This is a genomic window from Mesorhizobium sp. B4-1-3 (genome assembly GCF_006439355.1).
Lineage (GTDB): Bacteria > Pseudomonadota > Alphaproteobacteria > Rhizobiales > Rhizobiaceae > Mesorhizobium.
The window spans coordinates 1-15,701 of the sequence record NZ_VFTG01000027.1 but is presented as its reverse complement, the minus strand read 5'-3'; the positions used below and the strand labels follow the sequence as shown (position 1 = coordinate 15,701).

13 protein-coding genes are annotated in these 15,701 nt (G+C 64.0%); 7 read left to right on the top strand and 6 right to left on the bottom strand.

Translation table 11 applies throughout. The annotated features are described in order from the left end of the window. Positions 1-184: 184 nt before the first annotated feature. Positions 185-1,759, bottom strand: coding sequence for an NAD(P)/FAD-dependent oxidoreductase (locus FJW06_RS24915; protein WP_140755509.1), 1,575 nt, complete (start codon positions 1,757-1,759; stop codon positions 185-187). Further along, on the bottom strand, positions 1,746-3,365 hold the full coding sequence (locus FJW06_RS24910) for an NAD(P)/FAD-dependent oxidoreductase (protein WP_140755507.1): 1,620 nt from the start codon (positions 3,363-3,365) through the stop codon (positions 1,746-1,748). The genes FJW06_RS24915 and FJW06_RS24910 overlap by 14 nt, the downstream gene beginning before the upstream one ends. A gap of 199 nt (positions 3,366-3,564) precedes the next feature. Between FJW06_RS24910 and FJW06_RS24905 the strand changes: the two genes are divergently transcribed. The 5 genes from FJW06_RS24905 (at position 3,565) to FJW06_RS24885 (ending at position 8,699) form a co-directional block, all read left to right on the top strand. After that, the gene (locus FJW06_RS24905; RefSeq protein WP_140755505.1) at positions 3,565-4,359 is read left to right on the top strand and encodes a methyltransferase domain-containing protein; all 795 of its coding nucleotides are present in this window, start codon (positions 3,565-3,567) and stop codon (positions 4,357-4,359) included. Positions 4,360-4,386: 27 nt separating this feature from the next. Further along, entirely contained in the window at positions 4,387-5,049 is a 663-nt protein-coding gene (gene betI / locus FJW06_RS24900) for a transcriptional regulator BetI (protein ID WP_246674825.1), read from the top strand. Between the two features lie 79 nt (positions 5,050-5,128). After that, positions 5,129-6,211 (top strand): ABC transporter substrate-binding protein, encoded by a 1,083-nt coding sequence (locus tag FJW06_RS24895; RefSeq protein ID WP_140755501.1) that lies wholly within the window; start codon positions 5,129-5,131, stop codon positions 6,209-6,211. A 116-nt stretch (positions 6,212-6,327) separates the two neighbouring features. Next, positions 6,328-7,404 carry an extracellular solute-binding protein gene (locus FJW06_RS24890; RefSeq protein WP_140755500.1) on the top strand — a complete coding sequence of 359 codons (1,077 nt, stop codon included), beginning with the start codon at positions 6,328-6,330 and terminating at the stop codon, positions 7,402-7,404. After that, positions 7,401-8,699 (top strand): flavin monoamine oxidase family protein, encoded by a 1,299-nt coding sequence (locus FJW06_RS24885; RefSeq protein WP_140755498.1) that lies wholly within the window; start codon positions 7,401-7,403, stop codon positions 8,697-8,699. Before FJW06_RS24890 ends, FJW06_RS24885 begins: the two co-directional genes overlap by 4 nt. On the opposite strand, the gene FJW06_RS24880 is transcribed toward FJW06_RS24885, so the two are convergent. Genes FJW06_RS24880 through FJW06_RS24870 form a run of 3 tightly spaced genes read right to left on the bottom strand, consistent with a single transcriptional unit; the run spans position 8,663 to position 11,509 of the window. Further along, positions 8,663-9,736, bottom strand: a complete 1,074-nt coding sequence (locus FJW06_RS24880; RefSeq protein ID WP_140755672.1) for an ABC transporter ATP-binding protein — start codon at positions 9,734-9,736, stop codon at positions 8,663-8,665. The two genes, FJW06_RS24885 and FJW06_RS24880, sit on opposite strands and share 37 nt — an antisense overlap. Before the next feature lie 37 nt (positions 9,737-9,773). Continuing rightward, a complete protein-coding gene (locus tag FJW06_RS24875) occupies positions 9,774-10,595 on the bottom strand; it encodes an ABC transporter permease (protein ID WP_140755496.1) in 822 nt (273 codons plus the stop codon). Beyond that, positions 10,592-11,509: an ABC transporter permease gene (locus tag FJW06_RS24870; RefSeq protein WP_140755494.1), complete on the bottom strand. Its 918-nt coding sequence runs from the start codon at positions 11,507-11,509 to the stop codon at positions 10,592-10,594. The genes FJW06_RS24875 and FJW06_RS24870 overlap by 4 nt, the downstream gene beginning before the upstream one ends. 290 nt (positions 11,510-11,799) lie before the next feature. Here FJW06_RS24870 and FJW06_RS24865 point away from each other — a divergent pair, with 290 nt between their 5' ends. Beyond that, positions 11,800-13,218 (top strand): aminotransferase, encoded by a 1,419-nt coding sequence (locus FJW06_RS24865; RefSeq protein ID WP_140755492.1) that lies wholly within the window; start codon positions 11,800-11,802, stop codon positions 13,216-13,218. Between the two features lie 43 nt (positions 13,219-13,261). Here the strand turns inward: FJW06_RS24865 and FJW06_RS24860 are convergent, their stop codons facing one another. Continuing rightward, positions 13,262-14,464 (bottom strand): aromatic ring-hydroxylating dioxygenase subunit alpha, encoded by a 1,203-nt coding sequence (locus FJW06_RS24860; RefSeq protein ID WP_140755490.1) that lies wholly within the window; start codon positions 14,462-14,464, stop codon positions 13,262-13,264. A 480-nt stretch (positions 14,465-14,944) separates the two neighbouring features. Between FJW06_RS24860 and FJW06_RS24855 the strand changes: the two genes are divergently transcribed. After that, the gene (locus FJW06_RS24855) at positions 14,945-15,355 is read left to right on the top strand and encodes a hypothetical protein (protein ID WP_140755488.1); all 411 of its coding nucleotides are present in this window, start codon (positions 14,945-14,947) and stop codon (positions 15,353-15,355) included. Positions 15,356-15,701 lie beyond the last annotated feature (346 nt).

Sequence of the window (15,701 nt, the reverse complement as noted above, 5' to 3'; positions counted from 1 at the left end):
TCCTGCCGGACATCTTCCCCTTTAGGGGGGAGATTGGCCGTCGCCGCCGATTTCGCCAATCTCCGGCGTTGCAGGAAAGGCGCCGAGAGAGCGAACTGCTGATCTCCCCCCAAGAGGGGGAGATGCCCGGCAGGGCAGAAGGGGGCGCCGTAGAGCGCTGCGCTAACGATTTGCAAAATCATGCTCACCTTCCCGCCGCAATGACACGCCGCGCGGCGTTGAGGCCGGGCGCGCCGGAGACGCCGCCGCCCGGATGCGAGCCGGCGCCGGCAAGGAACAGGCCTTCGAGCGGCGTGTCGTAGCCCGACCAGCCGGAGACCGGCCGCGACATCAGCATCTGGTCGGCTTGCAATTCGCCATGGTGCCAATGGCCGCCGGGCATGCGGTAGCGAGCCTCGATGTCGGCCGGGGTCAGCAACTCGGCATGGCGGACGCTCGCGCCGATGCCCGGCGCATGGGCTTCGAGCTGCGCCATGATCGCCTTCAGGAATTGCGGCTTGCCGGCGGCCCAGCCCTCCTTCAGCGCATAGGGCGCGTATTGCACCACGGCCGACAGCACGCAGGCGCCGGAGGGGGCGAGCGATGGATCGGCGATGCTGGGGAGCGTGATCTCCATCACCGGCTCAGGCGAGAACGCGCCATATTTCGACGGATTGAAGGCGCGCTCGACATGGTCGGGCGAAGGCGCGACGACGAGACGGCCCTTGTGGCCTGCGGCGTCGATGCCTGAGAATTGCGGCGGCAGGTCGAGCGCCAGATGGAGCTTCGCCGCATCGCCTTTCATGCGAATGTTTTTCACCTTGCGCACGAAGCCGGTGTCGACCTCGCGCGGGCCGACAAGATCGAGGATCGTCGTCGCCGGGTTGACGGCGGAAACGACGGTCCTTGCGCGCAGCGTCGCGCCGCCCTGCGTGACGACGCCCACGGCGCGACCTTTCTCGACGATCACCTTGGCGACGGGCGAAGCGTGGCGGATGGAAACGCCGGCTTTTTCCGCCGCCGCGCGGATGGCGGCGACGACGGCGCCCATGCCGCCTTTCGGCTGGACTTGCGCGCCGGCGAGGCCGCCGATCTCGCCGGCCAGCCTGTAGTAGAGGCCAAGCAGCGAAGTCGGCGAGCGCGGCCCCAGATGCGAGCCGAGCGTTGCGTCGAAAGCAAGCAGGCCTTTCAGCCGGTCGTCCGAAAGCTGCTCGTCGAGCAGATCGTAGACACTCATTAAAAGCACGCGCAGGAAGTCGCGCATGTCCTCTTTGCCGAGCCGCTTCAGCGCCAGCGCGGTCTGGCCGAGCCCGGTCATCTCGGCCAGCGACATGTTGCCGAGGTCCGGCGGCCGGCGTGACAGGAAAGGCTTCAAGACGCCGGCATAGCGCAGCAGTTGCGCGCGCAGTTCCTTCCAGGCGGATTGCTCCGAAGGGCTCGCTCCGGTCAACACCTCGCCATAGGCGCCGTGCAGCGTAAGCGGGCCGGTCTTCGACAGCGCGACCGAGGGCACAAAGTCGCCGCGCTCGATCGTCAGCCCGTGCCGCTCCAGCTCCAGCGTCTTCACCACATCGGGGTGCAGGCGGTTGAGCAGATGCGCGACGGCGGAGACGCGGAAGCCGGGCGCGAATTCCTCGGTGCGCGCCGCGCCGCCGACCTCGTTGCCGGCCTCGAGCAGCAGCACCTTGCGGCCCGACTTCGAAAGCGTGGCGGCGGCGACGAGGCCGTTATGGCCGCCGCCGATGACGATGGCGTCCCAATTCAAATCAGATGACGTCATGGGCCGGGCTCATATGCAGGGTTGGCCTGGCGAGATCGCGCAGGATCTCGGCGGCGGCATTGCGTCCGGGCGCGCCCATGACGCCGCCGCCCGGATGGGTCGAGGAGCCGCACATATAGAGCCCGCCGACCGGCGAGCGGTATTGCGCGTAGCCCGGCACCGGACGGTTGAAGAGCAGCTGGTCGAAGGTGAGCTCGCCCTGGAAGATATTGCCTTCGGTAAGGCCGACCTCGGCCTCGATCTCGCGCGGCGTGCGTACCTCCATGTGGACGATGCGGTCGCGGAAGCCCGGCGAATATTGCGCGATCTGGGAGATCACGCTTTCGGCAAAGCCGTCGCGGTCGGCATCGGTCCAGTCGCGCCCATCTATCTTGGGCGGCGCGTACTGCACGAAACAGCTCATGAAATGCCTTCCCGGCGGCGCCATGGTCGGGTCGAGCGTGGTCGGGATCATCATGTCGAGGAAGGGATCGGCCGACCAGCGCCCGGCTTTCCAGTCGTCATAGGCGCGCTCCATGCGCTCGATGGAATCGGTGAAATGCATGTCGGCGCGATAGACCGGCGAATCCTTCGGCAAGGCGGGAAATTCGGGGAGCGAATCCAGCGCGATGTTGACCTTGCCGGATGAGCCTCGGATTTTGAAATTCCGCACACGGCCCAGGAAGATGTCGGGCAGCTCCTTCTCCTCGACCAGCTTCAGGAAGGTGCGCTTGACGTCGGCATTGGAGATGACGAGCTTGCCGTAAATCTCCTCGCCGCCGGCGAGCACGACGCCCTTGGCTCTGCCGTTCGAGATCAGCACATGGTCCACCTCGGCGCCGGTGCGGATGGTGCCGCCGGAGGCGTTGAAGGAGGCGGCCAGCGCCTTGGTGACGGCGCCCATGCCGCCGCGCGCATAGCCCCAGGCCCCGACCGAGCCGTCGACCTCGCCCATATAGTGGTGGAGCAGAACGTAAGCCGTGCCGGGCGACATCGGTCCGAGCGCCGTGCCGATAATGCCGGACAGCGCGAAGTTCGCCTTGATGACGTCTGTCTCGAAGTACTCGTCCAGGAAGTCCGAGATCGACATCGTCCAGAAGCGCAGTGTCAGCGCCATCTCCTCGGCGGAGAGGCCGGCGAATTTTTTCCCCAGATAGAGCAGTTCCCCGAGGTCGCGCGGCCGAAAACTGGTCGGGTCGGGCGCGGTGCGCATCAAGAGCGGCTGGATGAAGCGGCACTGTCTTGTGACGTCGCGCGAATAGCGGTCATAGGCCTCGGCGTCGCGCTTCGAGAAGCGCGCGAACTCGCGACGATGCGCGTCGTGGTCGCGGTAATTGGCGAGATAGTCGCCGTCGCGGGTGAAGACCGCGCCACCCTCGTAGGAGATCACTTGCAGCCCGAAGCGCGGCAGCTCCAGGTCGCGCATGATCTCGGGCCGGAACAGCGAGCAGACATAGGAGCAGTTGGAATAGAGGAAGCCCGGCGTCAGCTCGCGGCTGGTGGCGGCGCCGCCGACCCATTCGTTCTTCTCGACCACCAGCACGTCCAGTCCGGCGCGCTGCAGATAGCAGGCGTTGACCAGCCCGTTATGTCCGCCGCCGATGACGATCGCGTCCCATGCCTTCATGCGCGCAGAACCTCCATCCGGCCGCCCGTCTTTTCGGTGCGTATGTTCCCCGATTGCCCGAATTTGACACGGATCACAGTTTTTTGTCCAGCCATTTTGAATGAATGTTCAACAAATGCTGTTGCGTTTTCCTGTTGATGCGCTAGGCTTTGGCAGCATTCTGGACTGATCCACATCGGCATTTGGGGCTAAGGATCCGATGATCGAAACGGCTGACGCCGAGCCGGAATATGACGACACCGCCATCCGCTTCCTCGAAGCGCTGTGGGGCGAGGGCTACCTGTCGCCGGGCGGTCCGGACGAGGTCGACCGCGTGGTCGAAGGCCTCTCGCTCGAGGGCAAGACGATCCTCGATATCGGTTGCGGCGCCGGCGGCATCACGCTGCATCTGGCGGCAACGCACGGCGTGGCTCGAGCCACCGGCTTCGACGTCGAAAAGCCAGTGATCGAGACGGCGAGGCGAGGGGCGATCAGGCAGAGGCTCGAGGATCGTGTCAGCTTCGTCCAGGCGCCGCCGGGACCGCTTCCTTTCACGGACGCTTCCTTCGACGTCGTCTTCTCCAAGGACGCGCTGCTGCACGTGCCGGACAAGGACGCGCTGTTCGCCGAGATCTTTCGCGTGCTGAGACCCGGAGGGGTGTTTGCGGCGTCGAACTGGATGATTTCGCATGACGGGGAGCCGTCGCCTGAGATGAAGGCCTATATCGCGGCCGAGGGGCTCTCCTTCGCCATGGCCTCGCCGGCGCGCTATGCCGAAGCGATGCGGCGCGCCGGCTTCACCGACATCACCATCCGCGACCGCAATCCATGGTACCGCGAGGTCGCGCGCGAAGAGCTTTCGCGGCTCAAGGGGTCGCTCTACGCACGGGCCGCGGCAGCGGTCGGCGCGGCCTATGTCGACAAGAACATCAGGACTTGGGAGGCGATGCAGAAGGTGCTTGACAGTGGCGAGCACCGCCCCACTCATCTGCGCGGTTGGAAGCCGGTCGGATAGCCGGTGATGCTGGAGACCGTGACACCCATGAAGACTGAGGCGAGCGACGCTCTCTCCGAAACGGCGCGGAAAGGCGACGCCGACAAGCGCGGCCGCAAGGCCTCGAAAGAGGTCAGGCGGCTGCAACTGATCGAGGCGACGATCGATTCACTGGCCAAGCGCGGCTATGCCGAAACGACGATGGCCGACGTTGCCGACGGCGCGGGCCTGTCGCGCGGCATCGTCAACTTCCATTTCGAGAGCAAGGAAAAGCTGCTAATCGCCACGCTGCAGCATATGTATGACGAGTATTCGGCGCATTGGCGCACCGCCTTGCAGAAGGCGGGCGACGATCCGGCGCGACAACTGCAGCAGCTGGTGTGGGCCGATTTCGACCGCTCGATCTGCAACAAGCGCAAGCTCGCCGCCTGGCTCGCCTTCTGGGGCGAGGCCAAGTCGCGGCCGACCTACCAGGCGCTGAGCAGCTCGCGCGACGCCTATTATCAGCAGGTCTTCATCGATCTCTGCACGACGCTCAAGAAAAGCGGCGGCTACAGCTATGACCCCCAGGCCATCGCCCTGGCGCTCAGCGCCATGCTCGAGGGCCTGTGGCTGCGGCTGATGATGGGAACGGAGGACACCACGCGGGAGACGGCATTGCAGGCCGCGAACGCGTTCTTGGCCGCCGCCTTCCCGAAACACTATGGCTAGCAAAGGATGTGGGGCTAGCAAAAGCAGGTTAGCAACAGCCGGCCAAACAAGACCGGCAAACCAAAGAGGAGGGAACAGCATGAAGAAACTCAGCCGACGCTTGACATTGACCCTGGCGCTTGGGAGCGCGATCGCGGCTTCGGCGGCGGCGTTCGCCGTCGCCGCCGACAAGGACCTGATCGTGTTCGACTGGTCCGGCTACGAGGATCCGAGCTTCCATGGCAAATATGTCGAGAAGAACGGCGACTCGCCGACCTTCGCCTTCTTCGGCGACGAGGACGAGGCGTTTGAAAAGATTCGCTCCGGCTTCAAGTCCGATCTCGGCCATCCCTGCTCGCAGAGCGTGGTGAAGTGGCGCGAAGCGGGGCTGCTGCAGCCGCTCGACACCTCGAAGATCACCGGCTGGAAGGATCTCAATCCCGGCATCATGGCGATGAAGGACCTCGCCACGACGTCCGACGGCAAGGCCTGGTTCATGCCGTGGGATTGGGGCGATACCCAGCTCACCTACAATTCCGACAAGATCGCCGAAAAGGATGTGCAGTCGCTGAAGGTGTTCGCCGATCCGAAATACAAGGGCCGTGTCTCGATCGGCGACAATGTCGACGACGCCTACGCGCTAGCCAGCCTCGCCATCGGGCTCAAGGACTGGACCAAGATGACGGACGACCAGTTCAAGCAGGCATCGGACTTCCTGCGCCAGGTGCACAAGAATGTCCGCTCCTACTGGACCGACACCACCGACATCGTGCAGCTGCTCTCGGGCGGCGAAGTCGACCTCGCGTGGGCCTGGAACGATGCGACTGTGCAGTCGGTCAAGGCCAGCGTGCCGATCAAATCCAAGAAGGATACCGACGAAGGCATGTCGACCTGGGTCTGCGGCTATGTGCTGTTCAAGGACGCGCCCGGCAACATCGACAAGGCCTATGATTATCTCAACGCCGTCAACGATCCGGAAGTCGCCAAGACGCTGGTCAAGGACTGGGGCTACGGCCAGGCCAATGCCAAGGGCATGGCCGGCGTCGACCCGGCGGTGCTGAAGGAAAAGGGTTACGACAATGTGGAAAAGTGGGTCGACAAGACGCTGTTCCAGCAGCCGCTGCCTTCGGAGCTCAAACTCAAGATGATTGCCGAATTCGAGAAGATCAAAGCCGGCTATTGAGGCCAACTCCAGCGGCCCGCTCACTTGCAAGCAGAGCAAAGTGAGCGGGCTCGCCAAAGCCCGGGAATTCTCCTAACCTCTCCCGATATGTCCGCGGTGGGGGAGTTTCTCGCGCCATGAAAACCATGCTTCGCCGTCTTGTCCTGGCCGCCCTCGTCACCGTCGGCGCGGGCACCGCCTATGCGCTTGCCGGAGGTGGCGGCGACCTGGTCGTCTTTGACTGGTCCGGTTACGAGGACCCGCTGCTGCATCCGGCCTATGCCGCCAAATACAGTGCCGAGCCGACCTTCTCCTTCTTCGGCGATGAGGACGAGGCTTTCGAGAAGATGCGCGCCGGCTTCAAGGCCGATATCGCGCATCCCTGCTCGCAAAGCGTGGTGAAGTGGCGCGAGGCCGGTCTACTGCAGCCGCTCGACACCTCGAAGATCTCTGGTTGGAAGGACCTCAATCCCGGGATCATGGCGATGAAGGACCTAGCCACCACCGCCGACGGCAAGGCCTGGTTCATGCCTTTCGACTGGGGCAATACCTCGCTGCTTTATCGCACCGACAAGGTGACGGCGGACGAGGCGCAGTCGCTGAAGATCTTCGCCGATCCGAAGTTCAAGGGCCGCGTCACCATCGGCGACAATGTCGACGACGCCTATGCGCTGGCGAGCCTGGTCATCGGCCTGAAGGACTGGACCAAGATCACCGACGAGCAGTTCAGACAGGCTTCCGCCTTCCTGCGCGACGTGCACAAGAATGTCCGCTTCTACTGGACGGACGACACCGACCTCAACCAGGCCTTCACGGGCAATGAAGTCGACCTGGTATGGGGCTGGAACGAGACCTATGTGACGCTCAAGGGGCAAGGCCTGCCGATCGCCATGAACCGCGACACCAAGGAAGGCATCTCGACCTGGGTGTGCGGTTACGTGTTGCTCAAGGATGCGCCGGGCAAGGTCGACGAGGCCTATGATTTCCTGAGCGCCGTCAACGCGCCGGACGTTTCGGCGTATATGGTGAAGACCTTCGGCTACGGTCACGGCAACAGCGCCGGCATGGCGGCGATGGACCAGAAGCTGCTCACCGAGCGCGGCTTCGACAATCTCGACAAGTTCCTCGACAAGACGCTGTTCCAGCAGCCGGTTGCGCCGGACTTGAAGCAGCGCATGGTCGCCGAGTTCGAGAAGATCAAGGCCGGCTATTGAAGAGCAACATTGAAAGAACCGATGTCGTCATCGTCGGCGCCGGCTTCACCGGCCTGTCGGCCGCGCTCGAATTGAAGCGCGCCGGCATCGATTTCCTTGTGCTGGAGGCGCGCGACCGCGTCGGCGGCAGGGTGGAGGCCGTCCGCAACGGGCTCGGCGAGCGTATCGACAGCGGCGGCCAGTTCCTGTGCCAGGACATGCCCGAATTGATGACGCTGGCCAAGGCGCGCGGCAAGACCTTCGTGGAGACCTATGTCGAGGGCGAGTTCATCACCCATCCGTCGATGACGCCGGCGCGGGCGGAGCGGACCTATCATGTCTCGATGGCGATCCGCGAGCGCATGAACCGTATCGATCCGGACGACCCGGCGATTGCCGGGCTGACTGTCGCCGATTGGCTGAAACGCCAGCACGACGAGGCCGATGCCAAGGCCGCTTTCCGCTCGCTGGTCGAGGGCCTGTGGTGCCTGGCAGCGGACAAGGTGCCGCTCTGGTACCTGATCGACAATGATCGCCGCATCACCAACGAGGTGTTCGAGCTGCAGTATTTCCTGCGCGACACCATGCAATCGCTGGCGGAGGACCTCGCCGCCGGGCTCGGCGACCGGCTGCGCCTGAACCAAGCGGCGACGCGGGTAGAGCCCGCGCCGCAAGGCGTTCGCGTCAGTACAGGCGCGGCCACGATCGAAGCGGGCGAGGTTCTGATCGCGCTGCCGCCGGCGACGGCCGCGAAGCTCGATTTCGCGCCGGCTTTGCCGGTGGAGCTCGCAAGCGCGCTCGGCGTCTGGAAAAGCGGCGCGGTGATCAAGATCCTGGTGCGCTACGCAAAGCCGTTCTGGCGCGAGCGCACCTTGAGCGGGATGGTGATGTGGCGCGATCAGCCGGGGCTGTTTGCCTGCGACGCCAGCAAGGATATCGACCACGCCGCGCTTGTCGCCTTTGTCGGCGGGCCGCTGGCGCTGCGCTGGCATCGGCTCGGCGAGGCGGCATTGCGCGCGGAAATCGCCGCGAGGCTTGTCCTGGCGCTCGGCCCGCAGGCCGCCGACATCGTCGATTTCAGCGCGCGAGACTGGACGCACGACCGCTGGAGCGGAGGCGCCTATAGCGATCTCATCGTCGACGTGAGCGCGCGCGATGCCGAACGCGTGATCCTTGCCGGCGCGCCGCCGGTCCATTTCGCCGCCTCGGAACTCTCGCCGTCGTTCCCGGGTTATGTCGAGGGCGCGATCGTCGCCGGCCGGATCGCGGCCGGAAAGATTCAGTCGGCCATCGCCACCAGAGCCTCGGGATCGTAGCCGAGGCGGATCGGCGCGCCGACCGGAATGTCGTCGGCGCCGAAATCGTTGGTCTCGGTGACCGAGAGCGGCTTTTCGAGCCCCGGTATCTCGACGATAAGATGGGTGATCTCGCCGAAATAGTGGCGCTCCACCACCTTGCCGGCGACCTCGAATTTCGCCGTCGCATTGTCCCACAAAACGCGCAGGCGCTCGGGCCGGATGCCGAGCGTCGCCGCGCCGCCATTGCGCACGAAAGCCTTCGGCTTGTCGGTCCTGACGCGGCCGAAGCCCAGCGTGTCGAGCACCAGCGAAGCGCCGTTCTCCTCGACGATCTCGGCCTTGACGAAGTTCATGCCGCCGAGGAAGTCGGCCACCTGGCGGTTGACCGGGCGCTGATATATCTCCTTGGGCGAAGCGACCTGCGCGATGCGGCCGCCGAACATCACCGCGATGCGGTCCGACATGGCGAGCGCCTCGTACTGGTCATGCGTGACCAGCACGAAGGTGATGCCGACGGCCTGCTGCAGGCGACGCAACTCGACCTGCATCTGCTCGCGCAGCTTCTTGTCGAGCGCCGAAAGCGGCTCGTCGAGCAGCAGCACCTTGGGCCGCATGACCAGGGCGCGGGCCAAAGCCACGCGCTGGCGCTGGCCACCGGAAAGCTCGGTGGCGCGGCGCTTGCCGAGGCCGGTCAGCGAGACCTGCGCCAGCGCTTCCTCGGCGCGGCGCTTCTCCTCGCCGGCGTCGAGCTTCAGCCGCTTCAGCCCATAGGCGACGTTCTGCTCGACATTGAGATGCGGGAAGATCGCATAGCTCTGGAAGACCATGTTGGTCGGCCGGCGGTTGGCGGGGATGCCGTCCATCGGCTGGCCGTCGACGGCGATGGAGCCGCTGGTCGGCGTGTCGAAGCCGGCGATCATGCGCAGCAAAGTGGTCTTGCCGCAGCCGGAAGGCCCCAGCAGCGAGAAGAATTCGCCTTCGCGGATCGCCAGCGAGGCATTGTCCAGCGCTTTGAAGGATCCGTAGCTGCGGGTGATGTCGCGGATCTCGATCATGGTTCGATCCGACTGCGTGCGCTCGGACTGGACCCGCTCAAGCATAGAGGCCTCCCTCGTTCTGGGTGCGTCTCGCCGCGCGGCGGCGCAGGATTTCGGCAATCGTCATCAGCACGAAGGAAGCGAAAAGCAGCAAGGTGCCGAGCGCCAGCACGCCGGGAAGCTTGGCCGCGAAGCGCAACTGGCCCCAGATGTAGATCGGCAGTGTCGCCTCGGTGCCGGTGAGGAAAAAAGCGATGATGAATTCGTCGAGTGAGATAGTGAAGCAGACGAGCAGGCTGGAGATGATGGCCGGCGCAACCATTGGCAGCGTCACGCGCCGGAAGGTCCCGAAGGCGCTTTCGCCAAGATCGGCTGAAGCCTCCTCCAGGCTGCGGTCGAAGCCTTCGAAGCCGGAGGTCAGCACGGTCATCGAATAGGGGATGCAGACCAGGACATGGCCGAGCACGACGGTGAACAGCGACAGGCTAAGGCCGAGCTGCAGCATGACCAAAAGCATGGAGATGGCGACGATCACCTCCGGCAGCACCAGCGGCGCCATGATCAGGCCGTTGACGGCGCGGCGGCCGGGGTAGCGGTAGCGGGTAATCGAGCGGGCGGCGAGGATGCCCAGCACCGTCGACAGGATCGAGGCGGAGACGCCGACGATCAGGCTGTTCCAGGTAGCGTCGATCAGCGCCGGCGTGCGCGGCAGATCCTCGTACCAGTGAAGGGTGACGCCCGAGAGCGGGAATTTGGGCGTCGCCGCCGTGTTGATCGAGAAGATCGGCAGAAAGATCACCGGCAGATAAAGGAACAGCAGATAGAGGACGGCGTAGCTCGACAGCCAGCCGGGCAGGAAACGTCTTATCGCCGTCATCGCGCCAGCCTCTGCAGAGCGCGGATGACCAGCACGGTGGCGCCGGCGATAAGCGAGACGATGATCATGGTGGTGACGGAAAGTGCTGCACCCAGCGGCCAGTTCGACGCCTTGCCGAACTGCGCCTGGATGGCGTTGGCGATCATGACGCCGTCCTTGCCGCCGACCAGCTTCGGCGTGACATAGTCGCCGACGGTGGGGATCATGACGATCAGCGCGGCCGAGATGACGCCGGGCGCCGACAGCGGCAGGGTGACACGCAGGAAGGAGCGCAGCGGTCCGTCGCCGAGGTCGGTCGCGGCTTCGACAAGGGTGCGGTCGACCTTCTCCAGCGACACGAAGATCGGCAGGATGGCGAAGGTCGCCCAGGCATGGGTGAGCGTGATGATGACGGCGCTGGAATTGTAGAGGAGCGCCGTCGACGGCTCGTCGATGATGCCGAGGCCCATCAGGCCGGAATTGAGCACGCCGTTGTAGCCGAGGATCACCTTCCACGACATCACGCGCAACAGGTAGCTGGTCCAGAACGGGATGGTGATGAGGAACAGCCACAGGCTCTTGTGGCGGCCGCCATGGAAGGAAATGAAATAAGCGATCGGATAGGCGAGCGCCACCGTCAGCAGGCTGACCGTCAGCGAGATGTAGAGCGAGCGCCAGAGCAGGTCGCGGTAGATTGGCTCGGTCAGTGCGATCCGGTAGTTCTCCAGCGTGAAGGTGTGGTCGATGGTGAGGTAGTTCTGCGTCCAGAAGGAATGGGCGATGACGACCAGGATCGGCAGGACGAGGAGAATGAGGGCGTAGACAAAGGTGGGACTGATCAGGGCAAACCCCTGGACGGCTTCCGATTGCAGAAGGGGACTTCGTCTTAATCCCGCCATGCGCAGCGGGGGCGACCCTTCCGCAGCAACCGTCATTGCAGCGCTCCGGGCGTGATTTTGGTAGCTGGCTCGGACTGTCCCGCCATGCGGCTTTCCCATTCGCAGCGCCGGCCGCCTGTTCCCGAATTATGCTTGGAGCGTGATCGCTCCCGGCTTGCCGGCTTTCTTTCATCATGAGCGCATCCGCCGATTGAAATCAAGCGCTATTTCTGCAATATTGATTGAACGGATATTCAAAATGAGGTAACGAAAGGCCTAATTTCCATGGCTTTCCGCGACGTTTGATATCCGGTGGGAATTCGACAATCTGGCGATGCGAGGCGAAAATGGCGGCTCAAAACAAGATCAAGGCAAGCGAACTCATCGACGCCGGCGATGACGACGCGGTCGAGCTCGCCAAGCGCCATCTCGTCCAGCCCTGGCCCTATGCCGGCTCGGTCGGCAACGAGGCGCGCGCGCTGATCAGCCAGGGCGACGGCATCTACATCACCGACGGCTCCGGCAAGCGCCTGATCGACGGGCCGGCCGGCATGTGGTGCATAAATGTCGGCCATCGCCGCGAGGAGCTGGCCAAGGTCATGTACGACCAGGCAATGGCGCTCTCCTACAACACGCCGTGGTACACGATGAACGCGCCCTCAGCCGAGCTCGCGCGGCGCATCGCCGATGCGGCACCCGGCGATCTCAGCCACACCTTCTTCACCACCGGCGGCTCGTCGGCGGTGGAGACGGCGCTGCGCTTCATGCAGTTCTACAACAACGTCGGCGGACGGCCGGAGAAGAAGCTCATCCTCAGCCGCGGCGGCGCCTATCACGGCTCGACCTATCTGTCGGCCTCGCTCAACGGCCGCCCGCGCGACCGAGACTGGATGGACGGCGCCGACGATCTGGTGGTGAAGCTGTCCTCGCCCGATCCGTTCCGGCGGCCGAAGGAGATGGGCGCCGCCGCCTTCACCGATTTCCTCGTCGACCAGTTCCGCGACACCGTGGCGCGCGTCGGCGCGGAGCGCATCGGCGCCTTTGTCGGCGAGCCGGTGCAGGCTTCCGGAGGCGTCGTCGTACCGCCGGACGGGTACCTGAAGCGCATCCGCGAGATCTGCCGGGAGAACGACATCCTCTATGTCTCGGACGAGGTGGTGACCGGCTTCGGGCGGCTCGGCCATGTCTTCGCCTCCGGCAACGTGTTCGGCGTCGATCCGGACATGATCACCTTCGCCAAGGGCGTCACGTCAGGCTATTTCCCGCTCGGCGGCGTCATCATCTCCGAGCGGCTGCTGGAAGAGCTGCGCCGGTCCAACCACCCCGACGCCTTGTTCGGCCATGGCCTCACCTACACCAGCCATCCGATCGGCTGCGCGGTGGCGCTGAAGAATCTCGACCTGCTGGAAGGGGGCGTGCTTGCCCACGCGCGCGAGATCGCCCCCTATTTCCAGGCGAAACTGAAGACGCTGGAAGAGCTGCCGCTGGTCGGCGAGGTGCGCGGCGTCGGCCTGATGGCTTGCGTCGAATGCGTCGCCGATCGCGAAAGCAAGGATCCGCTTCAGCTCGACAAGAATGTCGGCAAACGCATCGACGCGCATTGCCACGAGCTCGGCCTTCTGGTGCGGCCGCTGATCAATATGTGCGTGATGTCGCCGCCGCTGATCATCATCAAAGAGCAGATCGACGATATGGTGGCGATCCTGCGCGAAGGGATTTCGCGGACCATGGATGATTTGAGGAAAGAGGGCGTCTGGCGGGGGTGATTAGCTCTTCCTTCCGCCCGTGGAACGGGGAGAAGGAAAGAGCTCATCCCCTCGACCTCAGCGCCTCGTTCAGCCCCCACATGTCCTTTTCCTCGGGCGCTGTCTCCAGGTTCAGCACCGGGACCTGACGGCGCAGATGGTCGTGGTGGGTGCGCACGCCGTATTCGAGGTCGGAAAGATAGAAGCCCTCGAAGGCTTCCGACAGCATGGACTCGTTCGACCACACGGAAAGCTGCACGTCCTCGTTCATTGTATCGCGATCGATACGGTAGGCGAGATAGCGCGCGGCCGCCTGTTCCCTGCTCTCGTTCTTGTAGCGGTAGACCGCGCCACGCAGCCGCGTCTCGCCGGTGGACAGCGGGAACTCCTGGTAGAACTGAACGGATTCCGGCATGATCGACAGCGCGTTGTTGGGAAAGATGCCATAATAGATCCAGGCCTTGCGCAGATGCTCCGGCAGATGCGTGGCCTCGGGCGCGAGCTTGATGTATTCGCGCACGCTCCAGCGCCGGCCGGCATGCGGATTGTAGGTGGCGAAGGAGCGCGACACGCCGTTGACGAAGGGCTCGTCGAAATAGGTGGCGCCATAGAGGTCCTGCAGCGCCGGATGGGCCATGGCGACGTGATAGCCTTCATTGTCGACGTCGCGCACCGACTTCCAGTTGACCGGCGATTTCTGCGTCCAGATGCCCCAGGACGGCACCATGTCGGCGACGTTGTAGTACGCCATCTCGGTTTCGATCGGCTTCAAGAGCTCGGCCACCGAAGGCTGCGGGCCGCCCTTGCGGAAGCGGATGAAGATGAAACCCATCCAGATTTCGAGGTCGAGCGGCATGAGGCCGAACTCTGTCTTGTCAAGCTCGGGGAAGGAGCGCGGACGGGCGGCACCGCGCAGCGTGCCGTCGAGATTGTAGACCCAGCCATGGAACGGGCACACCAGGGCGTTCTTGCAACTGCCCTGGCTGTCGGCGACGACGCGGCTGCCGCGGTGGCGGCACATATTGTTGAAGGCGCGCACGACGCCGTCCTTGCCGCGCACGATCAGCGCGCGCTCGCCAATAACGTCCATGGTCAGATAGTCGCCCGGATTTGGCACGTCGGAGACATGGCCGGCGATCTGCCAGTGATTGCGGAAGACGTATTCCTTCTCGAGTTCCAGAAGGGCGTTGGAATGGTAGCTCCACCCCGGCAAACCCCGCCGGTCCCAATCGTTGGGGATCGCCACGTCACGGAGGTGCGGGTTCATGGGCATGGTCTTCTTTTTATTGAATACTCATTCAATATAAGCACATTTCCTCTTGAAATGCAATGGCTTGCGAAATTACGGAATTTTCGTGGCAGCAAGTTCAGCCTCGCCTGAGCGGGAAAAATCCCGGAAAATCCGGGTCTTAATCGAGGAAACGGAACGGCGATCGCGAGCGGCGGCGGCCTGCCTCGAGGAGGGTATGTTTCGATCGATGCAGGGGCGTGTGGCAGATGGCGGCGGCGCGCTCGGTTCAGGCATCGCTGTGTGAGGCCGTTTACAGTCGGCCGGGCGCGACAGGCGCAGTATCTACGCCGACCAGCTTCGATGACCGGCCGAATGGTTGCCTCGGATTGGGATGCTCACGCGTTCGGTGCCTGTTTCAATCCTGTTACACAGACAATCGCCGTCGATCATCCGGCTGTTACCTGGTGCGATTAAGTTCGTTTCATGACAAAAAGAAAGATAACGAAGGGAATAACCATGTTTGCGAAAGTTCGTACCGCCGATACCGATCGCCGTCTGCATGGCCCGGAGCGCAATGATCGCCGGCCGAAGCTGGCGCTGCGCCAGCGCGCCAGCGATCATCCGATGGCGATGTTCATGGCAATCGGCGCCTGCGCCTTCGTCGGCATGCTGGCGGCACCCGCCTCAGGCCCGGCATTCGCCTCGATCAATCCGCCCGGCAATGTCATCGAGGGCGCGCAGACCACGCTCAAGACCGCCCGTCTGCCGGAATCCGCGGTGGACTTTGCCTGCAAGGGCCAGAATTGGGGCGCCGAGAGCCTCGATTGCCTGGGCGCCATCGCCGAGCAGTCCGGCCAGCGCCGGGAACACGCGGTGCGCATGATCGCCAACGCCGCGCCGCTCACCAACACGACGAACATCTTTTAAGAGCTCCCCTGAGCGCACCCTCCTGCGCTCCAGTCAGGCTCCCGCCGCGAAAGTCGGTCGGGAGCCTCTTTTTGGAGCATGTCGATATTCAGGTGAGCCCGGCCTGCGAAGGCCAGCTTCCTGCGCTTCCGGTGCTCACGTATTGAAAGTACGCTCCGCTCCGGTTCTCGGAATCCACCGTTCTCGGCTCGGCCTGACCTGAATCTCAACAGACCCCGCGGCGGCGCCAGAACAAGGCTTCGCCGCCTTCCTTACGTTTCCCTGCTGTTCCGCGCTAGGACCAATCGACATTCAGGATTCAGTTCTGCGGTGATGTGTGATTCATGGGTTTCCAGATTCGGTAATC